At 59.0% G+C, this 23,926-nt stretch carries 19 protein-coding genes and 2 pseudogenes; 15 read left to right on the top strand and 6 right to left on the bottom strand.

Annotated features, from left to right (window positions below; translation table 11 throughout):
• Positions 1-190: 190 nt before the first annotated feature.
• From NQV17_RS26535 to NQV17_RS26525, 3 genes are all read left to right on the top strand, one after another.
• Positions 191-712 carry a hypothetical protein gene (locus NQV17_RS26535; protein ID WP_257774534.1) on the top strand — a complete coding sequence of 174 codons (522 nt, stop codon included), beginning with the start codon at positions 191-193 and terminating at the stop codon, positions 710-712.
• Positions 700-3,021 (top strand): SMC family ATPase, encoded by a 2,322-nt coding sequence (locus NQV17_RS26530; RefSeq protein ID WP_257774533.1) that lies wholly within the window; start codon positions 700-702, stop codon positions 3,019-3,021. The genes NQV17_RS26535 and NQV17_RS26530 overlap by 13 nt, the downstream gene beginning before the upstream one ends.
• Positions 3,022-3,102: 81 nt before the next feature.
• A complete protein-coding gene (locus NQV17_RS26525) occupies positions 3,103-3,285 on the top strand; it encodes a hypothetical protein (RefSeq protein WP_257774532.1) in 183 nt (60 codons plus the stop codon).
• A 265-nt stretch (positions 3,286-3,550) separates the two neighbouring features.
• Here the strand turns inward: NQV17_RS26525 and NQV17_RS26520 are convergent, their stop codons facing one another.
• Complete coding sequence (locus tag NQV17_RS26520; protein ID WP_257774531.1) at positions 3,551-5,155, bottom strand: Fic family protein; 1,605 nt, start codon at positions 5,153-5,155, stop codon at positions 3,551-3,553.
• 476 nt (positions 5,156-5,631) lie between these two features.
• On the opposite strand from NQV17_RS26520, the pseudogene NQV17_RS26515 reads away from it, so the two are divergent.
• Positions 5,632-5,955 (top strand): annotated as a pseudogene (locus NQV17_RS26515) (Arm DNA-binding domain-containing protein); the annotation flags it as partial.
• A 150-nt stretch (positions 5,956-6,105) separates the two neighbouring features.
• Here the strand turns inward: NQV17_RS26515 and NQV17_RS26510 are convergent.
• Complete coding sequence (locus NQV17_RS26510) at positions 6,106-6,993, bottom strand: AraC family transcriptional regulator (RefSeq protein WP_257774530.1); 888 nt, start codon at positions 6,991-6,993, stop codon at positions 6,106-6,108.
• A 126-nt stretch (positions 6,994-7,119) separates the two neighbouring features.
• Between NQV17_RS26510 and NQV17_RS26505 the strand changes: the two genes are divergently transcribed.
• The 4 genes from NQV17_RS26505 (at position 7,120) to NQV17_RS26490 (ending at position 10,251) form a co-directional block, all read left to right on the top strand.
• The gene (locus NQV17_RS26505; protein WP_257774529.1) at positions 7,120-8,082 is read left to right on the top strand and encodes an aldo/keto reductase; all 963 of its coding nucleotides are present in this window, start codon (positions 7,120-7,122) and stop codon (positions 8,080-8,082) included.
• Positions 8,083-8,398: 316 nt separating this feature from the next.
• Positions 8,399-9,534, top strand: a protein-coding gene (locus NQV17_RS26500) for an IS3 family transposase (protein WP_374692752.1) whose coding sequence is annotated in 2 segments (ribosomal slippage) — positions 8,399-8,663 and positions 8,663-9,534 — 1,137 coding nt in all. Because the reading frame shifts where the segments join, the coding sequence is not laid out codon by codon here.
• A 78-nt stretch (positions 9,535-9,612) separates the two neighbouring features.
• On the top strand, positions 9,613-9,870 hold the full coding sequence (locus tag NQV17_RS26495; RefSeq protein ID WP_257774527.1) for a hypothetical protein: 258 nt from the start codon (positions 9,613-9,615) through the stop codon (positions 9,868-9,870).
• Positions 9,871-9,882: 12 nt separating this feature from the next.
• A complete protein-coding gene (locus NQV17_RS26490; RefSeq protein ID WP_257774526.1) occupies positions 9,883-10,251 on the top strand; it encodes a hypothetical protein in 369 nt (122 codons plus the stop codon).
• 224 nt (positions 10,252-10,475) lie between these two features.
• Here the strand turns inward: NQV17_RS26490 and NQV17_RS37960 are convergent, their stop codons facing one another.
• The 4 genes from NQV17_RS37960 to NQV17_RS38095 all read right to left on the bottom strand — a co-directional run bounded on the left by NQV17_RS37960 (position 10,476) and on the right by NQV17_RS38095 (position 14,044).
• A complete protein-coding gene (locus NQV17_RS37960; protein ID WP_308237122.1) occupies positions 10,476-10,790 on the bottom strand; it encodes a hypothetical protein in 315 nt (104 codons plus the stop codon).
• Between the two features lie 1,365 nt (positions 10,791-12,155).
• Complete coding sequence (locus NQV17_RS26475; protein ID WP_257774525.1) at positions 12,156-13,076, bottom strand: site-specific integrase; 921 nt, start codon at positions 13,074-13,076, stop codon at positions 12,156-12,158.
• Between the two features lie 318 nt (positions 13,077-13,394).
• Positions 13,395-13,808, bottom strand: coding sequence for a DUF2471 domain-containing protein (locus tag NQV17_RS26470; RefSeq protein ID WP_257774524.1), 414 nt, complete (start codon positions 13,806-13,808; stop codon positions 13,395-13,397).
• Positions 13,809-13,864: 56 nt separating this feature from the next.
• A complete protein-coding gene (locus tag NQV17_RS38095) occupies positions 13,865-14,044 on the bottom strand; it encodes an H-NS family nucleoid-associated regulatory protein (protein WP_374692751.1) in 180 nt (59 codons plus the stop codon).
• A gap of 26 nt (positions 14,045-14,070) precedes the next feature.
• Here NQV17_RS38095 and NQV17_RS26465 point away from each other — a divergent pair.
• From NQV17_RS26465 to NQV17_RS26435, 7 genes and pseudogenes are all read left to right on the top strand, one after another.
• Positions 14,071-14,301, top strand: a pseudogene (locus NQV17_RS26465) (HU family DNA-binding protein); the annotation flags it as partial.
• A gap of 735 nt (positions 14,302-15,036) precedes the next feature.
• Complete coding sequence (locus tag NQV17_RS26460; protein WP_257774523.1) at positions 15,037-16,071, top strand: YhcG family protein; 1,035 nt, start codon at positions 15,037-15,039, stop codon at positions 16,069-16,071.
• Positions 16,071-17,108, top strand: a complete 1,038-nt coding sequence (locus NQV17_RS26455) for a hypothetical protein (RefSeq protein ID WP_257774583.1) — start codon at positions 16,071-16,073, stop codon at positions 17,106-17,108. The genes NQV17_RS26460 and NQV17_RS26455 overlap by 1 nt, the downstream gene beginning before the upstream one ends.
• Positions 17,109-17,177: 69 nt before the next feature.
• Positions 17,178-19,022, top strand: a complete 1,845-nt coding sequence (locus NQV17_RS26450; protein WP_257774522.1) for a hypothetical protein — start codon at positions 17,178-17,180, stop codon at positions 19,020-19,022.
• Entirely contained in the window at positions 19,019-20,596 is a 1,578-nt protein-coding gene (locus tag NQV17_RS26445) for a hypothetical protein (RefSeq protein ID WP_257774521.1), read from the top strand. The genes NQV17_RS26450 and NQV17_RS26445 overlap by 4 nt, the downstream gene beginning before the upstream one ends.
• Positions 20,597-20,955: 359 nt before the next feature.
• Positions 20,956-22,140 carry a DUF4297 domain-containing protein gene (locus tag NQV17_RS26440; protein WP_257774520.1) on the top strand — a complete coding sequence of 395 codons (1,185 nt, stop codon included), beginning with the start codon at positions 20,956-20,958 and terminating at the stop codon, positions 22,138-22,140.
• 33 nt (positions 22,141-22,173) lie between these two features.
• Positions 22,174-23,880 carry a hypothetical protein gene (locus NQV17_RS26435; RefSeq protein WP_257774519.1) on the top strand — a complete coding sequence of 569 codons (1,707 nt, stop codon included), beginning with the start codon at positions 22,174-22,176 and terminating at the stop codon, positions 23,878-23,880.
• Positions 23,881-23,926: the final 46 nt, after the last annotated feature.

Raw genomic sequence — 23,926 nt, 5'->3', positions numbered from 1 at the left:
CTCGACGGTCAGCACGACACCGAGAGTTGGACACAGCCGTGTTCCGATAGCCCACGTGGCTATCGAAACGAGGTTCACCCCGCGCCGTCAGGCGCATCGATCGCAGCACCGCTGCATCCATTTTCTTATCTACCCTGGCGGGGAGCGATCCCTACCGGGCGCACTCCGTCCATTTCACAGGAGCGTGTCTATGTTTGGCCTTTATCCCGCAGGTGCCCGTTGGGTCCAGCAGCTTTCCGCGTCGAACGACGCAAAGGCGTTGCAGAAGCGTCTCGTTGACCACGGCGGATGCACAGCTGCGCTATTTCATCAGCCCTTCGGCTCAGGTCGCGGCTTCACGATTGCGCAGCGCGACTGTTTCCTCGTGCTCGTGCATGCGACCGACGTAGAATCCCCGGAAGTCGCCGTGGTGCCCGACGTCCAGATGCAGAACCTGCTTTGGTCGTTCAATTCGGGATACGCCAGTCAGTGGTCGGGGCGCGAGCTTCAGGTCCTGACCGGCTGTACCGATTGGGACGCGCTGATCAAGCAGGCTTCCGCGTCGTTCGCGCAGCTTTGCGACACGGTTCGGCAAGCCGTGGCTGGCACGCTTGGCACCAAGGTCATCCGGCCGGAGCCGGTGCTGCCGATCGACGACGAGGACATCCCGTTCCTGCCGTCGGAATACCTGCAGGAGATCTCTTTTTTGGAGGCGGAATCATGCGTCCGTTGAGATTGTTCCTCGAGGGGTTCTATGGGGTACGAGACGGAATGAAGCGCGACAGCGTCGAACTCGATCTCGAATCCTTGCCTCGCGGGCTGATTGCGTTAACCGGCCCGAATGGCGCCGGGAAAACAACGATCATGGACAACTTGCATCCGTATCGGATCATGCCGTCGCGCGCATCGAAGCTGTCCATCGATGCGTTTTCCTATTGGGATCACATCTGCGGTGTACAGGCGCGCAAGGAGTTCGAGTGGGAGCACGACGGTATCCGTTATCGCTCAACCTTCGCGTTTCGCAAACCGGGTAAAGCCGGCAAGGCGGACTACTTCCTGTTCTACCGCTCGATGGACGGGGAGTGGCGCCCGGTGACGTTGCCGGAGGGCACGGTTTCGGACGGCAAGGGCGAGACCTACGACCGTTGTGTCGAAGCGATCTGTGGCTCGCTGGAATCGTTCTTTACCAGCGTGTTTTCCGCGCAGAACCGGCGGCCACTCGCGTCCTACGGCGCGAACGAGATCAAGACGCTGCTCGCCGAGTTGCTCAAGATCGACCATCTGCGTGCGCTGGCTGCGAAGGCGGCCGACGTCATTAAAGTGTTGACCAGGCGTCTGGATGCCGTGCAGCAGGACATTGTGGCGTTTGCCGGGAAGCGTGAACGTGCCGACGCGACGCGTAAGGCGATCGAAGCGGATGCCGCGGCAATTGTCTCGGCGCGCGCTGAACGGGAGTCGGTGCAAACCGTGCTCGCCGGCCTGATGCAGCAGCGGGCGACGCTCGTGGCGAAGCAGGGCGAGAATGCGGGTGTCGAAGCACGACTGCGCGAACTCAACGTGCGGCGTAACGAGGTGGCCACGTCCCTACAGGGCGTCGAACGGGATACGGCCGCGGATCGGCAACGTTTCACGCAACGCCGCGCCGCGATTCGCACGACGATGACGGGCCACGAAGCGGTGGTGAAGCAACGTGACGCCATTCTTGGTGCCGCTGCCGCGAGGGACGAAGCGCAGCTTCGCGTCTCACAACTGGAAGCGCAGATCGGGCCATTGCAGCAGGCCATCGCCGACATGGATGCGAAGCAGCTTCGGCTGGCGACGGTTCAGTCTGCGATGACCGGTCTCGAATCGGAAGGCGCGACCAAAGCCGAGTTACTGAAGAACCTGCAGGGGCAAGCGGCTGTCGTTGAGTCGGTGCCGTGCGCCGGGATGGAGATTCACGCCACGTGTCCGTTGCTCGTGCAAGCGCGCAACGCAGCACAACAGGCGCAAGTTCAGACCGTTTCCCTGAAGGATCTCCGCACCCGCTACAAGGCGCAGAGAGACGAACGGGATGTGCTCGCGCCGGCAATCGCATCGCTGTCCGCGAAGCGCGCTGAACTTCAGCAGGTGAACGCCAGTATCGCGGCGGCACGACAGGCATTACAGCGTGCGACGGACCTGGCGGCTCGCAAGCCGTTGCTGGATGCGGCAGATGCGGGGCTGGCGACGTCGTGCGCTGAGCTTGCCACCCTCGATGTCGAAGACAGTGAAGCCCAGAAACGTCGTGAGACGGAAATGGGCCGGCTGGCTGCACTGTCGCGTGAGATCGAGACGGAAATTGCTCGTCTCGTCGCAGTCGACGTCACGCAGGCAATCGCGGATGTGGACCGGCAGATTGCATCGCACCGCGACGCAGGCACGGCGCTCGACGCGCGGATCGAAGCGTTGATCCGCAGTCAGGCGACACGCGAAACCGAGCTCGGTTCGCTGGAGCGTGAACTAGGCGGCCTGGCGGCAACGCAGTCGCTGGCGGCGCGCATCTCGGACGAGATCGCGCACTGGAAGCTGGTGGCGAAAGCCCTCGGCAACGACGGCGTAATTGCGCTGACGATCGACGATGCCGGTCCCGCCCTGACGAAGACGGTGAACGACCTGCTGCTTGCGTGCTACGGCATGCGATTCACGGTCGAGATCCAGACACAGCGGGCGCTCGCGAACGGCGAACTGCGTGAGGGCTTCGAAATCCTCGTGCACGACGCCGACAGCGACAGCAGCAAGTCGGTCGGGGTCATGTCCGGTGGGCAGAAGGTCTGGATCAACGAGTGCCTGACGCGCGGTATTGCGTTGTATATCGCGGGGAATGCGAGCCAGCCATACCAGTCGCTGTTCAGCGACGAGTCGGATGGGCCGCTGGATCCGCAGCGCAAGGTGCAGTTCATGCGTATGAAGCGGGAGGTGTTGAAACAGGGCGGTTACGAGCGGGAGTTCTTCATCTCGCAGACGCCCGAGTTGATCGCCGAAGCCGATGCAGTGATTAATGTAGCAGCGCTTGCCCAGTAGGGCGGCGGCCATTTCTTTGAACCCTGGCGGGGAATGTCCCCGCAGGGGCGTTCCTCGCCTTTCTTTTTTGTGAGGAACGCAATGCAACTGAAATCCGTTCAATCGAACACGGCGATGGCGATCACGTTGGCGATTCGCCGGGCGCGTCCGCGCGTGGGTGTCGAGCACGTCTACACCCTGAATGGCTCGGAACTACGCGACATGTTGATCGACGGTCAGTGGGTCACCGTCTCCGCGACGGCGGTACCATCCCAAGTTGTCTGAGCGCCGGAGGTCAGTGAGGTCAAATTTGATCATGCTCCTGATCGCGGGTTAAGGACCGCTTCCGGCCGCCCAGCCGGAGCTTCAGCGGCTGGTCCGGCGCCCGACGATCAGTGTGTAGCGTTGGATCGAAGAGGAGTCGGATTTCATCACCTTCAAGGATGGTCGAGTCCTCGTCTTTCCTGTCGGGCAGCCGAAGCGCTACGATACCCCCAAGTTCTCGAACGACGCTATTGCGCTTGAAGCCAGTCGGTGGAAGGTGAGGCCGTCAGACCGGAGGCACTGTCCAATCCCCTGCTTCTGGGCGCTGAGTAATACGCTCGACGGGTGTCACTGCTTGTTCTGATATCAGACTGCAAAGCAGGTCGGCGAACGGTTCGATGTTGCCATAGGTACTGGCTTGTTCGAGCGCGTCCAGGTAAGCCTTGCGCGACTGGACGGTCACGATTGTCCATGGGTAGCCGCCCGTGGTCAGCATGAAGTTCATGACGAATCGTGACAGGCGTCCGTTACCGTCCATGTACGGGTGAATGAAAACGAAAATGAAGTGGCCCAGCACTGCTCTGACGCCGGCGTGCTCTTCGCTTTCCAGCAGGTCCATCAAAGCTGGCATGCATTCGCGTACGGCCTCTGGAGAGGGGGGCACGTGGAGGGCGTTACGGATGAAAACCTGATTGTTGCGAAAACCAGCCAAGTCTCCTGCCTTGAGAATACCGGCCTGCACACTCGGCGAAAAAAGCGTCACGTACCATTGGAAAAAATCTGCGCTGAAGACTTCAGCCGGTTTCAGCCCTTCATTCACCACGCGGCCGATGAGCGCCTTGACGTGACTGTGCGTTTCTGCGTACCCCTTTGCTGCCATGGCGTCTCGGGTCTGCCGGTCTTCAGGGGGCGTGAGCGGGCTCCACTGGCCATTGCGGACCTTTTCTATGAGCTCAGCGCCGACCCGGTACCCTTCGATGGACAGCGAATGGTATGCGTCCGCGACGTACCGGGCGGCGATGTCCGAGAGTAGGCTGTTTGCATCAGTTAATCCCCGCCTCGGAACGTTCTCAAACCGCTTGAGGACAGTCTCGCGCATGGTTGACCACATCGCCTTGATGCGTAGGACGTAGGGGGATTCGTTGCGTCGTCCGTTGATTTGCGCAAGAGGCCGCTCGAACGGATTGTTCTCCGTTGTCGTGTACATTGCGGCCTTCATGGTGGTTAGCAACTGGTTTGCATCGGCCGTACGTCCTACGGCCCTGAGGGCGCCGGCCAGTCGGCCAGCAACCAGGCTGTGCCCTCCCTCGAGCAGGCGTGCGATGAGCAGCGAGATGTCGACTTGTCGCATCGCAATCTGGGCGGCCATCTCATGCTGAGTGAAGAACGTCGGGCTGACGCGAATCAGCGCGTCGGGCAACGGCATAAGTATTAGCCCACTGGCGTCCGGGGCTCGCGAGGCGACGAGTTGGGATTCCGGAATGCGGTAGAGAAACAGGGAGCAGTCGTGCGGCAGCGCCTGCATCTGGTTGTTGGCTTTCGGCGACTGCAACTGTAGCTGTTTCGCAATGCTGGTGTGACCGTTGTGTTTCAGAAGCGACAGTTCGGCGCTGAGTTGCCAGTCGTCATCGAAGCGCGAGTTGGCGTACGCCGCGACAAAGACCTCCATGTTGGCGTACCAGTGTGTCGAATCGCCGTCAGCATCTTCTGGATTGTTCGCGAGATACCATCCCTGGATGACCTGCTTCAGGAACCCGGCCCTAACCAGTCGTTCTCGATGAGTGCGAGTGAGCGACGGTATGACCGAAGGCTGGAATACCCGGAAGCCTTGGTCCTGCAACGCCTTAAGTACGTTCAGAGAGTCCGCCAGTTTTTCGTTGGGTGCCGCCATTTTGTTGACCTAGGTGAGTTCACTACTTTTCTGTCTCAGAATATCACTAAAATCGCGTTATTGGATGACACTACTTTTGTGCTATTCGATATCACTACTATCTTGCCTGGCAATGCCACTAGGATTTTGCCAGGATAGCCAGAGCCCAGTTGGTACTAAGGTTCGGCACATCGGGGCGCTATGGATGGCGTGATTGAACTGTCGTTTCTAGGACCGGCAGACAGATGAGGGTGGACGAGTACCACTGTGTAAAACAACCGAAGTGCGGTGGCAAATAGTAGGGTGCGATGATATTTTTCATTTCACCATGACTCCAGCACCGAACTTCGCTGGACTACGCCCAAGCCCGATACAGCAGGTTTATCAATAACTTAGGCGAGTTCAACATATGCCGGTGCTTTCCGAAACCTGACCCAACTTCCCTGCTGGTGGCCCCTATGAGGCTTTTGGGAATTGGGTCTTTCCGAGGAGTCATCATGGCAAAGATCAAGCTCACCAAGTCCGCAGTCGATGCGGCACAACCCCAAGCGCAGTCCGTCGAACTCAGGGATACCCTGGTGCCCGGCTTCTTGTGCAAGATTACCCCATCGAACCGCAAGGTGTTCACGCTCCAGTACCGGACGAACGCCGGCGAGCGCCGCAAGCCCGCCTTGGGTCAATACGGAGAACTGACCGTCGAACAGGCCCGCTCGCTGGCTCAGGAATGGCTGGCCCAGGTGCGCCGGGGCGGCGACCCGGCCGCAGACAAGGCGCAGACGCGCAAGGCGCCCACGGTCAAGGAGCTTTGCACGAACTGGGTTCCTCGTGCCAACCGCACAGAACAGCCGAAAGGCTGGGCTCCGAATCTAGGAATCCGGTGTGCGGTTTGAACAGCAAACCCTTTTCGTCAGGAGAAATGCCATGCAACTCGCATCCCGATTCGCTTCCCGTTCCCCGTCGCTGCGCAGCGATTAGCCGATGCTTTCCTTGCAAGCAAGCCCGGTAAAAGTCGCCACATCTCTGTGCGGTGGTTCTCCGAATAGTCGCTTGTACTCTCTACTAAATTGCGACGTACTTTTGTAGCCCACTGCGAACGCTATGGTCGCAGCGTCGGCCTCTTTGGCAAACATGCGGCGACGGGCTTCATGCAATCGAATCTGCTTCTGGTATTGCAAGGGACTCAATGCGGTGACTGCTCTAAACCGCCGATGAAAGACGGACTCGCTCATGCCCGCGACTGCTGCCATATCCTCAACGGTGAGCTGATCCATATAGTGCTCTCGAATCCAGGCCATAGCCCGGCGAATGTGAGACAGGCGTGAGTCCGCTCCGGCGATCTGCCGCAGCATTTCAGCGTGCGGACTCAACATCAGCCGGGAAATCAGTTCGTGCTCAAGTTGCAACGCCATCACCGGAATTTCGCGCATCCGCTCATACATGGCAAGCAACCTCTGCCAAGCGCCAATCAATTCAGCGTTCGGCAAGCTAAACGCGAAGCCAGGCTGCATTTGGAACTCTCGCGTCTCCGAGAGATAACGGACCACATTCATTATCACAGCAGGATCAAGGTCAAGGCTAACCGCAAGAAAAGGCTTTTCTGGAGAGGCCTGGACGATCTGACCCATCACAGTGATTTCCGCTGAAACCACCATTGTCTCGCCTGGCCCGTAATCAAAGACTTGACCACCAATGATCGACTTCTTAGTGCCCTGCAACACGATCAACGCCATCGGCTTGTACACCCGGAGGGTGAGCGGGGTTGGCTCGGAAAAGCGATGGATGTTCAACCTAGGCAGGCTAGGTTGCGGTTGACCGGCATGTCGCTGAGCAAGCCCGCAGATTTCGTCGAGATTTTCCATTTCCGAATGATACCAACTGCCTAAAAAAACAGTAGATCGATAGGAATGGGCAACTTTTCAGGACCTTCAGACAACTGGCAAGGTCTGCTCGTGCTCTAGACTGATTACACACAAATGAGGTACAGCATGCAAAAGCGCAAACTGGGTACGAACGGCCCCGAAGTCTCCGCCATCGGCTACGGCGCCATGGGCTTTCATCTTGCATATGGAGCCGCTGACGAAAACGCCGGGCTTGCCACGATCCGCAAAGCCTACGATTTAGGCGTGACATTTTTCGACACCGCAGAAGTTTACGGCTGGGGCGAAAACGAGAAATTCATCGGACGTGCGGTCAAGGGCTTCAGAGACGATGTCGTGTTGGCGACTAAGTTTGGGTTCACCCGCTCTTGGGGTGTCGATAGCCGACCGGAGCATATCCGCGAAGTCGCCGAGAACAGTTTGCGGTATCTCGGCGTCGATCACATCGATGTCTTTTATCAGCATCGGCTAGATCCGAATGTGCCCATCGAAGATGTCGCCGGTACTGTCAAGGATCTGATTGCCGAGGGCAAGGTCAAGCACTTTGGTCTAAGCGAAGTTGGCGTACAGACCATGAAGAGGGCCCATGCGGTGCAGGAGGTGGCGATGCTTCAGACGGAGTATTCGGTGTTCGAACGAGGCGTCGAAGTTTTGTTCCCGACCTTACGCGAACTTGGCATCGGGCTCGTCCCTTATTCACCGCTCGGTCGCGGCTTCCTGACTGGCGCAGCGAAACCGGCCGCCGAATACGAGGAGGATGACTACCGTCGCACCGCTGCTCACTGGCAACCAGGCAACTTTGAGAAGAATGTCGATGCTGTCCGCCAGTTGACCGAGTTGGCAGCCACAAAGGGTGCAACGGTCTCGCAGCTCGCGCTTGCCTGGCTGCTGGCTCAGGGCGAGGACATTGTCCCGATCCCGGGGTCTCGCAAGCCGGAACGTGTTGCGGAAAATGTGGGTGCTGCAAACCTCTTGCTCACGCAGGAGGACCTCTCCAGAGTCAGGGAAATTCTCCCCGAAGGCGCGTTTGGCGAACGCTACTCCAAAGAATCCACCCCGAACTGGATCTAAATTTACGCCGAAACCCGGTTGGTTTTAGCGCCGGGCAGCATCTGCTCACCCATCTAGAGTCGGTTGCTGTTCGTGCGCGAAATTAACTTTAAATCCATTTAAGTTAAAGCTTAACTCGCAGTTTGAGAGGCACACGCAGTGGCCGGAGTCAGTCTTGGAATTCGCTTCCAAGACAATTCCGGAACGCTGTCCTTTAAAACCTGTGAGCTAGATTCAGCCCTTACGAAAGAGAGGTGGCCGCGCAAATTCGGACAGTCGGATAAGTGGTTTGGCCGGGGCCTGAGCCAGCGATAATGCCGGCAAAGGAACCGAGGAAATGACGAAGAGAACTCGACGGACGCACTCAGCGGCGTTCAAAGCGAAGGTGGCGCTGGCAGCGGTCAAGGGCGAGCGGACGCTGGGTGAACTGGCGCAGCAGTTCGATGTGCATCCGAACCAGATCACGGAAAGGAAGCGGCAGTTGCAGGAGCGCGCGGCCGATGTGTTCGGCTCGCCGGGCACGCCGTCGAGCGAGCCACCGGTGGATGTGAAAACGCTGCATGCGAAGATTGGCCAATTGACGCTGGAGAATGATTTTTTAAGCGGCGCGCTCACCAAGTCGGGATTGCTGAGCGCAAAGCGATGATCGATCGTAGGCATGCGCTGCCGGTTTCGCATCAGACGCGGCTGGTTGGCATCGCGAGATCGAGCGCATATTACCGACCACAGCCGGTCAGCGAGGCCGATCTGTTGCTGATGCGACGAATCGACGAACTGCATATGGAGTTTCCGTTTGCCGGAGCACGGATGCTGGCGCGCCTGTTGCGCCGGGAAGGCCATGAAGTTGGTCGCCGTCGCGTGCGCACACTGATGAAGCGCATGGGCGTGGAGGCGCTGTACTGCAAGCCGAACACAAGCCGCCGCAACGCGCAGCACAAGATCTGGCCATATCTGCTGCGCGGCCTGAAGATCGAGCGGGCCAATCAGGCGTGGGCACTCGACACGACGTACATTCCGATGGCGCGCGGCTTCGTGTATCTGACGGCGGCGGTGGACTGGGCGAGCCACAAGGTACTCTCGCATCGGGTCGCCATCACGCTGGAAGCCGTGCACGCCGTCGAAGCACTGGAAGAAGCGTTCGCCCGTTACGGGCTGCCGGACATCGTGAACACCGATCAGGGTAGCCAGTTCACGGCGGGTGCGTTCACCGAGGCCGTGCTGGGTCGGGGCATCCGGCTGTCGATGGACGGCAAGGGAAGTTGGCGCGATAACGTGTTCGTCGAGCGAGTATGGCGCAGCGTCAAGTACGAGGAGGTCTACTTGAAAGCGTACGAGTCGGTCAGCCATGCCCGGCGTTCCATCGGCGAATACATCGAGTTGTACAACCGGAAACGGCCCCATTCGAGCCTGGCGGATCAGACGCCGGATGAGGCATACTTCGCGACGCTGCCTGCGATCAAATCGGCAGCATGACTGCCTCGGACATTCCACTTAAAAATATCGAAAACCTGTCCGAACGAGCGCGGCCACCTCTCTCATCTCAATGAGCTCTTGTCCGCTTTTCAGGCGAGCGAAGGTGTGGTGGTGCGAGGATCGGACGGGGAGGAGCCCGGACATCCAGTCATCGTGCCATCTGCTTTGTTCTCTCAAATGCGGAATCTGGATGGTGATCAGGGGGCCAAGGGAATGCTGCAGCAAACATCGATACCGGTCCGAATGGTGGATATTGGCAAGGCTGCCTTGATAGACGTGGATGACGTTAAAGATTTGGTATCAGCCGGCGGGCTGTTGGTTTCCACCCGTATATGAGCCGCCTATGAAGTGAGACTTCGGGCTGGACCATCGAAACGCTTCAAATCAAGCCAACCTGCCGGGCGGGTTGAGTTTCAAATTGATCGCCCGCAGCAATGGAGCGGCAGCAACGTCTTTCTGCAACTGCTAAACCCCGAATTCTTCGCCGGCCGCGTTGCGTTTGAGCACCAGACTGAGTTCTTGGGAAATAACTACCTGGCCAACCCGCCGGTTGATCCAGCACTGCCCGTGCGCCTGCCTGGCGATGTGGCGGCGGCAGGAATGCGTGAGGCTGACCAACGCGGCCTGCACTTCGAGCCAACGGTGTGGCGCAACTTGTCGAAGCAGCGGAACAACAACAGGTCGGTCTCCGCAAAGCCTAAACAAAGCAGCGAGTAGGTTCGTAGGGTTTGGTCAGAGTTAGGCTCGCAGCAAGGCCGGTTGTATCCGCATCGGTGCCGCTACTGAGACCTCAAACCGTGCTCACTTGCGGTCGTGCGCTCAGTTGGAAGGTATGGGATAGCAACGCACACTCGCAAATGCCGACCGCATTCAGGGGACGCTGGACGCTGCTGGCCTCCGCCGTAACCAGTGGCTCAGTGCCAACGCTGCGATGGCTGCAATCACAGCAATCGCCGCGCCGACCAGGGCCATGCTGTGGCTTCCCACGCTGCGATGCTGGCACCGCCGATCACCGCGCCCAGCGCGATCCCGCCATTGGCGGCAGACACGTTGATCGTGCCCGCCAGGGCCTGCGCCTGCGGCGCAGCCTTCATCACCCGAATCTGGCAGATGGGGTACAGCGCCGTGTTCGCGATGCCCCACACGCCTAGGGCGATCGCCAAGCCGACGTGTTGCGCTGCGAGTGCCAAGGTGGCCAGCATGCCGACCGCCAGCACCACGCTGAATGCGGCAGTCGTCGCCAGCGGTCCGCCCAAAGGCCACCAAGCCAGTTCCCAACCAAGCCAACGGCGCCGAAGCCCATCAACCACCAGCCCACGTGTGCCGGCGGCACGTTGGCCACCCGCTCCAGCAGATCGGCCAGGTAGGTGTAGCCGGTGAACATCGCGGTGAAGACGGCCACCGACAGCAGCACGTTGGCGACGAATGCCGGGACTCCATCCTGGCCACCTTAGCCCGAGGGTTCCGAGTGTGTTGGCCGGACGCATACATTGCTCCTTCAATGTACGGATCACACGCTCGACCACTCCGTTTTACTGGGGGCAGTTGAGCGTGATGAATTCCTGCGTAAGCGCTCGGTGAATTCATCTTGATTGCCAGAGAGTCGGCGGGGCATCATGTCCGCGATGTCTAGCTTTCGCGCAGCCGCGGCGCGCTTCTACTTCAACTGTTATTTGACTACGCCCATCACGGCATCCGATCGACTTCCATCCGTCAGTCCAGTATCGCTTAGCGGGCATGACCGTGCGTATCTGCAAGCCGGCATGATCGGTGGTCGCCGCAGGTGCTCCAGCGCGATTTCGAGACGCTGAAGCCCTTTATAGCTCACGCAGGAGTGGGCTCCATTACTTCCAATCTTCCCGTCGCGATGCACCTATGCGGCACCCAGGGCATTTGCGACAAATGGCTCAAAACGTTGGGAACGTGGCCTAAGCCATTGTCGAGCTTGGACTATTCATTCACCACGTAGCTTTAAAAGCAGCTTGACAGCGGACATTTTTCATGGCCTCTCACCGGCGCCGACGTTGAGCAAGGCGAGACGGCGCTCAATGACTCGACCTCGTTTTTCCGTTCATCTTGGAAACGGTCCGCCGCATGCAGGTCAGGCGTGTGGTCCGCATTCTTTCACGAGCGGACGATGTTGGCAGGTTTGAAGCGCCGGCGATCAACGAGCGGAGTCAACAGAATCCGGACTCGCCCGCGAGCGTTAGTCGTGAGGATCACCAGTGCATTCCATAGCTCGGGCAGGGTCGGACATTGCTTGCGAGCCTGCGGGCGACGCGCATGTGCACTGTGGCATCCTCGTCAGTGCCGGCCACGACTTCCCAACGTGTATTGGATTGGGCTGGAATTCGGAAGTGACGGTTGCGTCGACCCATCATCAGACCGCATAGAATCTCGCCGACCAGAAACCCATTGTCGCGCATATACCGATGTGCACGACGACGATCGGCTGGTCGCCGTCGGAGACGATCAATCGAAATCGGCAAGCGCCTTGCCCGCGGGCAGGTCGTCGAGTTCGCTGTATGGCGTCTTGTGGTGCATCCGGCATCTCCGATCGAAAGAAAAGCCAGCGCGATGGGTGGTCCCTTCAACGTACCGAGTGGCCGACGAAGTCAAGGTCAGGTGCCGTCGCCGGACGAGGGAATCGTCGATCGCAGTCGCACAACAGTACGCTGGCTAGTGAGACCCAACAACCGGCTCGTATCCTCGTTGCTGCGGCCCGCGATGAGCAGGCGGCGAGCGTAAGTGTTGCGCAAGGTCCGCGGACTCATGTCGGGCAGGCGGATATCGATTGCGAGCAGCTCGTCGCGCACGGCGAGTCCGAGCAGCGCGTCGTTCATCGGACCGCCGGCGCGAGGTGATGGAAAGAGAAGGCCATCATCCGTTGCCGCCAGCTGCGTGTACCAACGGGACAGGGCTGGCAGGGCGAACTCGGCAATACCGATGCGACGCGCATCGCGCGCGCCGCGCTTCGGGATTTCGATGTTTGGACGGACAGGTGACAGGTCGACCTCGGCGGCCTTCGCCAAACGGATCTCTTGCGCCGTGATGCCGGTGGCAAGCAGTAAGGCGACGATCGCACGGTTGCGCAGTACGCGGGCGTCCATGCCGTCGATGTCGAGCACGTGCGCCTGCAGCCGAATGTCGTCGGCCTCGGGGACATACACAGGATTCGGTTCGTCTTCGGGCCAGGCCTGAGCCAGCGCGAATGCGGACGCGGGATTCGTTTGCCGCACGCCAACGTCAGTCAGGTGGCGACACAGGCGGTCGATCAGCTTCTGGTACCGAAGGCGCGTCGTCGTGCCGGGCTGGCACCGGTTGTCGAGGTCGACAAAGAACGATTCGAGATCCTCGGGGCCGAAGGTGGCTAGCGTTTTGCGTGCGGCCGCGAGGTGTCGCATGAAGCGCTCGAACATCGCTTCGTGCTGAGTGATCGAGCGGGGCGAGAACGCGCGTCGATCCGCGCCGGCGGCTTCGGTGTGCTGCCATTGCCGATAGGCATCGGTCGGGGCGGAAAGCCAGTCGGAGATTGGGTTCATGACGTACTTTATATACTGAATGTCTGCCCGTCACCACCGGACGCGAATCTGCGATTCGCGCCTGAGCGTCCAACCGGAAGGGGAGGATGCCTCGTCACATGCAAAGCCGGCGGAACGCCATTTTTGCTGCGCCAGTGTTCCCGTTCGGGCCGTGCATCTTACCGTCCGTGTTCCGCACCAGAAAAATGTCAACGCCCGACACTATGGTTCGGTCGATCGTTCATCCACCGGGGTGGGTCCAGCCATGGTCCCCTGCTACACGCCACTCGTCTTCTTTCTGAGCGGTGTGCAGCGCTGAGCGCTCGAGCATCGTGTCGCTCATACTCGCTTGCCCGAGTTCGCCTGGACCATCGTCCGAACGATTGCGTACACGGTGGGAAGGTGCGAATCATCGCGGCCCCAGTCGACCGCGGCGTCGGAATTGCCGCCCGGTAGGTGGCTCTCGCTCAACCGAGCGAACGCGCGGATGACGGCCGGGTCGTGCCGTCCCTGAAAGCCCAGATCGGAAAACGCCTGCTCCTCGATTTCGAGCAACGCGTGCCAGCTGAGCAGGCGAGGGTCGGCGGCGCGGCTGAACGCATCGAGATAGCGTTGCGCGAGCGTGGCGACGATGCGCTGTAGATCGTGTGCCGCGCGCTGCACGGCGTGCTCGTATTGCACGAGATCAACGTCCGGTTGGTCCTGTTCTGAGTACATGGCGGAGGCGAGCCAGTATCGGGAGATCGCTGGCATAAAGAGAAAACGGCACTGTAAATATATACAGTGCCGAATCGACTCGCAAGTCCGGCCTATCGGTCGATGGCAAACGAGTCTTGATCCGTGCAGTTGATCCATGACGGTGGGCTGCCGCGGCCGTTCCACGTCGCGTCTGTTTCGGGATCGCGGTAGCGGGCCGGTGGCGCCTGCCATTTGTGTCCAGGGCTCGGCCCGTAGATCTCCCTCGCTGCAATGTCGAATTCGGCGACCAATCGCCTAACGGCTAGACGCCTTTCTAACAAAATCTGCCGCCGGCGAGGCGATCCAGGCCATACTGGATCTGATCACGCGCGCCGTTAGCGAAGGCGACAGCGTGCAGCTCGTCGGCTTTGGCTCGTTCTCGCAAGGGCAACGTGCCGCTTGGACCGGTAGAAATCCGACGACGGGCGCAGAGATAGCGATCGCGGCTGCGAAGACGGAAAAGTTCAGTGTCGGCAAGGCGTTCAAAGATGCAGTGAACGCACCTTGATTAGTAGCCGCGTCGGCCAGCCAGACGGGTAGAGAGAATTGCACGGAAGAAAGTGCAGACGTCTGCACAATCGGCCGTTCGGTCGGCTATTAGTTGGATGCTTATCGCAGGTTATCTCGGTGAGCGCCAACACGTTCCTGTGCGGGGCGGACCTCTCACGCTGAAGATCACTGATACGTATCAACGATCTGCATGGGCCAATCAACTCGGAGCGGTGACAGATCTGCTGGAGCGTGTAACACCTCGTTGGCATCGAGGCACTCAATCGCGAGAACTGAAGGGGAACATATTCAGGGCTATGTTACCCTTCATTTCGGGACATGGACGAAGCCGCGGCGTGCGCGGTACTCCCTGTAGGGAATTGCGCGGCCACACCGCGGCGATCGAAAAGCGGTGCCGTCACCGTTTCGGCGCCCCGGTATTTCTGGCGCCGGCGACGACGCGCCGGTGGGCGGGTTCATTGGCCATTGCGTCACACGCGGGCCGGGAGGTTCTTCGATCCGGGCGGGGCTGTTGGCGAGGCGACTTCGTCTCAGACGGTGCTGAAGCTCAATTGCGAGCGCCCACATTTAGCGTGGCGAAAGGGAAGGGCCTCGGCGCGCCGGCGGCTGAATTCTCTCCGCAGTGCGGAGAGAATTGGGGGAGCGCCCAGCAGGGTTCCGCCGTGGCTGAGATTCCGGTAACGTGGCCCCTATTGGCGCGCGCCGGCCCGCCGAGTCCTCCATTCAAGACCAGATGACCGAACTCGTCCCCGCATCCCTATTGACCGACATCCGCCACATGATTGATTCGGCGCGCGCCCGAGCGGCGGCGGCCGTCAATGCCGAACTGACCCTACTTTATTGGCAGGTTGGTTGTCGCATTCGAGATGATGTGCTGGGCGGTGAGCGCGCGGGTTATGGACAACAGATCCTCCCTGCGCTCGCCCGGCAACTGAGAGCCGAATACGGCCGGGGCTGGAGCGAGCAGCAATTGCGCCACTGCATCCGCGCGGCGGAGGTGTTCTCGGACGAGTCAATTCTCTCCGCACTGCGGAGAGAATTGAGCTGGACCCATCTGAAGATGTTGATGTACGTCGAAGACTCGCTCAAGCGCGACTTCTACATAGAACTCTTTCGCCTGGAGCGCTGGTCGTCGCGGCAGTTGCAGGAGCGGATGCAGTCGATGTTGTTCGAGCGCAGCGCACTATCGCGCCAACCCAACGAAGTGATCCGGCGCGAAGTGGCGCACCTGCGTGACGCACAGCAGATGACGCCCGATCTCGTGCTGAAAGATCCGTACATCCTCGACTTTCTCGGACTCAACGACCACTATCTTGAGCGCGACCTCGAGGATGCGATTCTGCGCGAGATCGAACAGTTCCTATTGGAGCTCGGTGCCGGCTTTACATTCGTCGCGCGCCAGAAGCGGCTGCCAATCGACGACGACGACTTCTATCTCGATCTGTTGTTCTACAACCGCAAGCTCAAGCGCCTTGTCGCCATCGAGTTGAAGCTCGGCGCCTTCAAGGCCGAGTATAAAAGTCAGATGGAGCTGTACTTGCGCTGGCTCGCGAAGCACGAGCAGGAGCCGGATGAAGCGCCGCCGATCGGCATTATTCTGTGCGCTGGGAAAAAACAGGAACAGATCGAATTGCTTGAACTCGGCAAAAGCGGCATTCACGTCGCCGAGTATCTCACCGTGTTGCCGCCACGCGAGACGCTGCAGGCGAAGCTGCACCAATCGATTGCCGCGGCCCGTGCCCGGCTCGACGATAAGGGGGCGTCTTGATGAAGGACGCCCCAGCATTGAATATCGACAGCACTTCCAGCCCGACTTCGCCCGATGCGGCTGATTCAATACGATCGATCGGGCAGCGAGTCGGCAACTATGTCGCGGCGCACTTGTTCGAAGCGAGCGCGCTAGCATTGACCTTAGTCACAGGCCTCGCCTACGTGGTTGGCCGCTCCTACTTGAACGGCTGGGAAGAGGCGGCCGGAGTACCCGGCCTGATGTTTCGACGCGATCTATCCGATGTCATGCTTGCAGGCGCGACCGTGGCACGTGTCTGGATGATGCCGGTGCTGTCGGCAGTGGCGCCGTTTTTGATTATGTGGGTCATGGCGACGGTGCCTGAATGGATGATGGCGCGATGGCCATTCCTGCCGCTCAAGCGGTGGTGCCGGCGGGCTCGACGCGTGTACCGCAGCGGTATCGATCAGATTGGTTTGAGGCAGCGCTACGCGGTCGCGGCTTATATCGCGACGCGAGGTCTCGAGCCGCAAGCGCGACGAGCATCCGAAGTGTGGTGGCGGTGGAAGGTGCTCGGCGCGCGGCACGGCCGTACTGCCGAACGAGAACATGTCGTTCGCCCACGACGCGCGATGCGGCGTGTGACATTCGTGATGCTGCTTGCTGTCGTGACCGCTGAGTCGGCTCTTTTTGGCTACACATTCTTCGTCAGCGCATTTCTGGACGAACCGCGTCGCTTGGGGCGCGAAAATTTCGCGAAAATCTATCTAGCAGTCACTGGTCGCGTGCCATACCAGTACGGCGATCAGCCTCGTGCTGCGCAGGAGCTGCAAGCTTGGGCGTGTGAAGGTCGCGCGATGCTTTCATATTATCGAGCAGTGATCCTAAGCAACTCAGCGGAGTCGTCGAAATCCGACGCGACGTACTATTTATTACAGGGTGCAGACCACACCTTTATGTTGCTTGGGGAGGCCGGCTCTGTAATTCGATCGCTTGGTGACGCGCCGTTCTCTATTTCCGAGTCGAGCGCCCGGCCTCTCTCGCACCGGGCACGCAGATGCGAGAGTGTTCGCTAGTCTGGGAAGGAAAGATTATCCGCGTACACATAAAACCTGACGAGGCTGTCCTTCTAACTTCACTTCACCATGTCCGCTGACCCGATAACCTACTGTCTTGAGTGCATCTCGGATTACAGAGATTTCGAACGACTGAGCTCGGCTATTTTGGCGGGGTTGGGATACTTGGAGATAGATCCGCTTGGCGGGACGGGTGACGAAGGCCGGGACGCGCTCATCCGAAGTGACAGTCAGGGCCGTAAAATCAGCTTTGCTTACACGGTCCGGTCTGACTGGCGTGCAAAGCTCCGCAGCGATTGCAAGCGGGTTCATGATACGGGTCATGCGCCAGATGTCTTCGTGTTTGTTTGTACGGAGGCGCTGTCTGCATCGGACAAAGATTTCGCACATCAGTTTGTCAACGACACGTACGGTTGGTCGCTTGACCTCTTCGACCTTGAGCGACTGCGCGTACAACTTGTTGGACCGCAGCGTCATCTGATAGCGCAGCACCCGAGCATCTTCGCGCCTCCGTTCTTTCCACAACGCGGTGGAGAGTCAATCGCTGAGAGCCGCGATACGTTGCTGATTGATCATGTGAGGGAAGATCACGCCGTTGCCACATGGCTAGCCCGTCGACTGACGCTTGCGGGATATCGGACATGGTGTCATGGCAGTGCACCGCTTGCCGGGGAGCACCCCGACGATGCTGTGCGAACGTTACTTGAGGCTCGCGCACTTCAATACTTGCCGCTGGTGTCGACTGCCAGCCTGTCAGACAGTATCTTCGTCGAACGATGCACGCTCGCTACGAGCAAGACGGATTTCGTTCTACCTTGCACGGTCGCCGTGGCATCTGATTTACACATGCCTTCGCGATTGACGAAATTGGTTCCGGCCGTCTTCACGGATTCATGGAACGTTGGCCTGGACCAGGTTCTTGCTCGACTAAGTACGTTGGGTAGCAAGCCAAGCCTGGATCGCGAAAGAGGGCGTCAGATTGCCCTTCGTGATTACCTGCCGACGCGGGTGATCGTCGCGAAACCTGAGCCAGTTTATGCGAATGTGTTCGCCCTTCAGCTTCCGGAATCGATGCTACTTTTCGATCTTCGTAGGTCGCTTACGGAAGCACAAGTGCTTGATCTCCGCAGTCGATGGGCATTTGTCGAACTTGGCGCGACCCGACTTGTTGCTTTCACTCCGCCCCCGGAAAACGCCATCCCGGCGATAAAGGTGAACCGTACACCTGAATTCCTGTGGCATCACGTGAAGGAGCGGGATGGCAAGCGGACTCAGGATCTCGCAAAGGAACTGGCTTGGCGCAGTCTGCAGGTGGTCTGCGCACAGAAAGGCCTCAGATTTTGCCACGACCGCAAAGTTTTCTATTTTCCCGAGCGCGAGTCGGGTGAGTGGAATCAGGCCATACGGCATGTCGATGGGCGCGCAACAAGTGTGCAGCTTACGGGCGAGCGCACGAAAGGTTGGGGGGAGCGCGCGTCACGGTTCCTTTACCAGCTAGCTCCCATTTTTCGCCCGCAGCTTGACGTTGATGGGTCATGGAACGTGGTTGTCAAAGTCTACGTGCGTGTCACAACACTCGATGGTGAATTGTTCGAGGGAAAAGAAATCGGGCGGCGTCGAAAGATCGTCACAAGAGCGTGGTGGAACCAGCAATGGCTTGCGCGCCTGCTGGGCGTAGTTCAGGGCCTTGAGACCTCACCCGGTCACGTGATGGTAGGTGAAGGGAGGCGCACGGTAATCATGCAGACCCGGCCGCTCAGTTGGGAGTGTCCGGTCGGTCTCGATGTATTAGCGCTGTCCGGCTTGTCGGATATTGGCCAAGAGATCGCTCAGTATCGCGAGCGACTAGACGATGACGATGATGGGGAAGGCGGTGATGCGTCATCCTCGAGCGACGGAGCTTCCGCACTATGACGGACGTATTTCACTTCCTTGGCGAGCCCCTGCTTCAGTTCGGCTATGGCCAGACCGCCGAAGACCCGCATGATGGTCTCGCACTCTTTGGGCCGGCAGAGCCGCGTACACAGTTGCCCGACCACATTGTCATCGGCACGGCTCAAGGGGTCGAACTCTGGAACGATTGGTGCGCTGCGCTGAATACCTCTGTAGCGTGTGTTGATCCGGCGCGCCACCGGGCGTGGCCTCCATTTCCAGGCTTCGACGTTGCGTTTGGCGCACGATGGCCGAATCCGGTCCGCCGATACCTTGTAGATGCTGCCGGTCTGTCGGACGCCTCGCGCAAGACGGACAAATATGAACGCGCTTATGCGGTTGCGGGACTGTATATGGCGCCAACTGGCCGGCTTTCGAAGCTCGACGCGAGGCCGGCGCTTGCCGTATGCGTCGTCCCCGATGAGGTTTACGAAAACTGTCGACCGAAATCATCGGTTGCACTAGCAAAGCGCAGTGATACCGCCCGAAGCAGGCGCGAGGAAAAATTTCTCAAGGATGCGATCGACGATCGCAACAGCGGTCAGACCCGTATGTTCGACGACGAGGATCCGGCCGTTCTGGATGTACTGCAGGAAATGGACGAGTTTGAGGAAGCTCGCGGCTTGTCGCCCGACTTTCGACGTCAGCTTAAGGCGAGAATGATGGCACACGAGCTGCCGGTTCAGATTATTAAGGAATCGACGCTACGAATCGTGCCACCGGTCCGAAACGGTGAGCCTGGGACCAATCCGCTGTCGGACCGGCTCTGGAACTTCGGTACAGCAGTTTTCTATAAATGCGGCGCCAAGCCGTGGAAAACGCCGTGGGCGCGGGAGGGAGTGTGCTATGTCGGCCTTGCATACAAGCTGACGGAGGATGGGCGCAACGCGTGTTGTGCCGCACAGATGTTTCTTGACAGCGGCGACGGCGTGGTTTTTGTTGGAGAGTTCGGTCCGTGGTATTCAAAAGAGCGCGGCGAATTTCATCTGCCGCCCGACAAGGCCGAAGCGCTGCTTCGCGGCACAATCGAGACGTACAAGCAGGAGGATGGACGTCCTTTGAAGGAGATATTCCTGCATGCCCGTTCTGGAATCGACACGGAAGAATACACTGGCTTTCTTCGCGCGTGTCCGCCAGGCGTCAAGCTGACCGCAATACGGGTTCGTCAGGACCGTGGTGGCTTACGACTCTATCGATACGATGAACACCCAAACGTGTCGAAGCGGGGTCAACATCCGGTTCAGCGTGGGGTGTTCTGGCAGCGCTCTGAGCGATACGGACTCTTGTTCACGAACGGCTTCAAGCCGCGGATCGCGACTTACGATGGCTTTGAGGTGCCAGTTCCTTTGGCAATCAGCATCCAGCACGGCGGCGCCGATATTGTGCAAGTTGCCAAAGACATTCTCGGACTTACGAAGTTGAACTACAACGCGTGCCAGTTGGGCGAAGGGCAGCCTATCACGGTAAAGTACTCCGACAGGGTTGGCGAAATCCTGCTCGCCAATCCGGGACTGCCACCAGAAAAGTGGCGGCACAATTTCAAGTATTACGCATAGAGGAATATGAGGAGAAGGGCGTGTCGCGTCCACCGCTATTAGCGCTCGAACAGACATTGCTCAGGGACGAAAAATCGCCTTGGCGTTTCGCGTGGCACACATGCCTCAATTGCTTACTAATACGCTCGGGAAAGCCCGTGCCTTCTGCCCCAAGGGTTCTTTGGAAGAGCTCTCGGAGTGAGCTGAGCTTGAATCCATGTTCATGCCACTGCCTCCCGATCAAGGCGTGGAAAATCTGCATTTTGCAAATACAATGTACGTTTCAATGCGTTACGATGTCCCTATCGGTCATCGATACCATGGCACGCACTAAACACAAGAATTCCTCCGCGTAAATGGAGGTGAATGGGGAGGACGGCTTGAGCAGTATCAACGGCGCGGCGGAGCTTTTGTCCGTTGCAAACAATCCCAAATACTCAGAGGCCGGTGGCGGGCACGGGGCCAAGGGCGTCGACTTTTCGCGCATCTGGGCCGTCTTCCGAATGATGGAGTTGGAGAAGGCGAGTGAGCCGGACTTCTTACTCCTCTTCGAATCCGTTCAGGATGTTGCCGAGCTTGACTCCGTGACAGCCCCGACTCGGGTGAAGGTCTACCAGGTCAAGAAGAAGGATTCCGGCACTTGGACATGGTCTGTGCTAACCGGCACCGTCGAACCCAAGGCTCCGCCGGCCCCCTCGACGAAGGCGGCTAAGGCAAACGCTGCGCCACCCAAGTTGGCGAAGGCCCCCGACTTCAAAAAGGTCCCCGAATCGGTTCTCGGTAAACTGCACCTAAGCTTGAACGCTTTCACGGCTCTGCCGGTAGAGGGCGTATTCCTCTCGAATCAGGGTTGCGACTTCCCGCTTAAAACCGGGGGGGCGACGGCCACGGCGATGGCTTGCTCGCTCGCTGACCTAGCAACTGACCATGTGCAGCTTTTGACCGACGCCTTAGCTTCGCTGTCACCCGGCGGCTTACCGCCGGACCTAGCCCGCATGAAGCTCCAGAAGGTCGCCATACACCCGGATAACCTCAATGCGCCTGCAATTGAAGCTGCGCTGGATCTGCTAAACGAGCGTAGTCCCGGGCACGCTGGCCAAGCCAAGGCCTTCGTCGAATCGCTCCTAATGAAAATATCGCCCCTTACTCGGCGAACCGACACCTGCTTGTCGTTCAACGAACTCGTCAAGGAGCGTGGGTTTTCCAAAAGCGCATTTGTCGCAGCTCTGGCGGCGCTGGAGACCGTGCCTGACCGCAATGCGTTATTCAATGATTGGATGAACCAGCTTCAAACAGAAGGGCTGGACTTCATGACCATCTCGTCTGTGCGCGTCGCAGCCACGCGCGCCCAGCAGGAGCGACTCACCGGAGGAACTGACGTCTCCAGAGAAATCGACGATTTCAGCGATGTCTGGATTGCGGCCAACCCGCCCACATCGAAGTTGCGGCCGTTCGTCGAGGCCGCGCTAGCCGAGCTCAAGGTCCAGTTCAGCGCCCATCGCGACCACGACCTGATAGCCCGGTTCGTCATGAGAGCCATAACAAAATGCGTGGACCCGAACTGAGACTCCTCGTCCGAAGCCTGAGAACTAAAGACTATGCATCGCTTCCGATTCAAAAACATCTGGCTGCTCTCACATCAGGAGCACAAGGCTCGACACGTGGAGTTTCATCCGAGCAAGAACCTGCTGGTGGGCAGAAATCATACCGGCAAGACGACGCTGATTCGGAGCCTGTTTGAGACGCTCGGCGCCACGCCGCAAGGGAAGCTCGAACAATGGGACCAGAACGCTGTCTCGCTGCTTGAGTTCTCTGTTGATGACAAGCGCTACTTCGCGCTTCATCAGGACGGCCGGCGCGCGCTTTTTGACGCTACGTTCAACTTGCTCATTTCGACGGCTAAGTTCGGCGAATGGTCTAAGCGTTTCTGCGAGACAACTGACTTCAACCTAGTCTTCTCTGACAAGAGACAGGCAGAGGTTGTCCCCGCTGACCCAGCATGCTTCTTCGCTCCGTTCTACGTGAACCAAGACGGAAGTTGGCAGGCTGAATGGAACACTTTCGGTGGTATGAAGCGCTTTAGCGCACCGTTCAAGCCAATTCTCGAATACTTCACTGGCGTCTGCCCGCCTGAATACTACGCAGCCAGCGCAGAGAAGTCCCAACATGCCAAGGCGCTCGAGGAGCACCGTCGGGAATACAAACTGCTAGAGCGCACCATCGAGCGCTTCAGCAAGTCTGTCCCGCTGACAGGCCCCAAAGTCAACGCCGACAACTTTGCTGCAGAGATCGAGCAACTCACCAAAGAGGTCAATGAGCTCAACACTCGACAGGAGCGCCTTAGGAGCATTATCGTCCGTGAGCAAGAGCTCGTGAAGAGTCTGGATCATCAGATACATCTTGCCGAAAGAGCTTTGGCTGCATACGACAGCGATGCGAAGTATCTTCTTAAGGAAGGCGCAGATCCACTCATTTGCCCCACGTGCCACGCCGAGCATGAGAAGCCCTTCCTTGACCTGCTGGAGTTCGCCGAGGATGCTCGGGTGCTTCGGGAGCTTGCCGCACGGCTCCGAGAGGATGCTGCGGAGGTTCGTACTCGGACGCACAAGGCATTCTCTGAGCTGAATTCACTGAACGAGAACTACTTGCGCATTTCCCGTCTGTTGGACTCGCGCAAGGGAGAGCTGAAATTCAAGGATGTCGTCGGCAGCCTTGGCGCCGAGTCCGCATTCGCGGCCTTCGAAGAGGAGCGCAAGCAGATACAAGCTGGCATCGATGCCGTGGTTCTCACCATCGATGCGCTTGAGACTAAGATGAACGAGCTTCGCTCGCTCAAACGAACGAAGGCAATCCTTACGGATTTCCGCGAGCACTATGCAGCCAGTCGTATTGCATTGCAATTGCATCCCGTGCCGACCAAGAACATGCAACTGGCGTCGCGTCCTTCGCTTTCGGGCAGCGGCGGCCCGCGGTCCATACTGGCTTATTACGCCGCCATCTGGCGTACCGTGCAGGGAAAGTCGGGTACGTACGACGTCCCGGTGGTTATTGATTCTCCCAACCAGCAGGCTCAAGACGATCTCAACCTTCCGGCCGTTCTAAGCTTCATCGCGAAGGATCTGCCTACCGGCATGCAGCTCATCGTCGGCCTAGAGACGCCAACCAACTTCTCTTTCGACCGCGAAGTGATCCTCACGCAGAAGTATGGGATGCTCATCGAGACAGACTGGGAGGCCACTCTGGCACTAGTGACGCCGCTCCTTAGAAAGATGTACGACGCAACCTTGGCACAGAGCCAAAGCTAGTGCGTGAATGGCAAATGCCTTAGCGTGCTGGCTGCAGGACGGTGCC

It is taken from the genome of Burkholderia sp. SCN-KJ, assembly GCF_024656005.1.
GTDB lineage: Bacteria > Pseudomonadota > Gammaproteobacteria > Burkholderiales > Burkholderiaceae > Burkholderia.
The sequence above is the reverse complement of the archived record's forward strand: the minus strand, read 5'-3'. Positions and strand labels throughout refer to the sequence as shown.

Excerpts from the sequence above, each read along its gene's own strand:
- NQV17_RS26535 (WP_257774534.1), top strand. The coding sequence starts at position 191 with ATGTTTGGCCTTTATCCCGCAGGTGCCCGTTGGGTCCAGCAGCTTTCC.
- NQV17_RS26530 (WP_257774533.1), top strand. The coding sequence starts at position 700 with ATGCGTCCGTTGAGATTGTTCCTCGAGGGGTTCTATGGGGTACGAGAC.
- NQV17_RS26525 (WP_257774532.1), top strand. The coding sequence starts at position 3,103 with ATGCAACTGAAATCCGTTCAATCGAACACGGCGATGGCGATCACGTTG.
- NQV17_RS26520 (WP_257774531.1), bottom strand. The coding sequence starts at position 5,155 with ATGGCGGCACCCAACGAAAAACTGGCGGACTCTCTGAACGTACTTAAG.
- NQV17_RS26510 (WP_257774530.1), bottom strand. The coding sequence starts at position 6,993 with ATGGAAAATCTCGACGAAATCTGCGGGCTTGCTCAGCGACATGCCGGT.
- NQV17_RS26505 (WP_257774529.1), top strand. The coding sequence starts at position 7,120 with ATGCAAAAGCGCAAACTGGGTACGAACGGCCCCGAAGTCTCCGCCATC.
- NQV17_RS26475 (WP_257774525.1), bottom strand. The coding sequence starts at position 13,076 with ATGAACCCAATCTCCGACTGGCTTTCCGCCCCGACCGATGCCTATCGG.
- NQV17_RS26470 (WP_257774524.1), bottom strand. The coding sequence starts at position 13,808 with ATGCCAGCGATCTCCCGATACTGGCTCGCCTCCGCCATGTACTCAGAA.
- NQV17_RS26460 (WP_257774523.1), top strand. The coding sequence starts at position 15,037 with ATGACCGAACTCGTCCCCGCATCCCTATTGACCGACATCCGCCACATG.
- NQV17_RS26455 (WP_257774583.1), top strand. The coding sequence starts at position 16,071 with ATGAAGGACGCCCCAGCATTGAATATCGACAGCACTTCCAGCCCGACT.
- NQV17_RS26450 (WP_257774522.1), top strand. The coding sequence starts at position 17,178 with ATGTCCGCTGACCCGATAACCTACTGTCTTGAGTGCATCTCGGATTAC.
- NQV17_RS26445 (WP_257774521.1), top strand. The coding sequence starts at position 19,019 with ATGACGGACGTATTTCACTTCCTTGGCGAGCCCCTGCTTCAGTTCGGC.
- NQV17_RS26435 (WP_257774519.1), top strand. The coding sequence starts at position 22,174 with ATGCATCGCTTCCGATTCAAAAACATCTGGCTGCTCTCACATCAGGAG.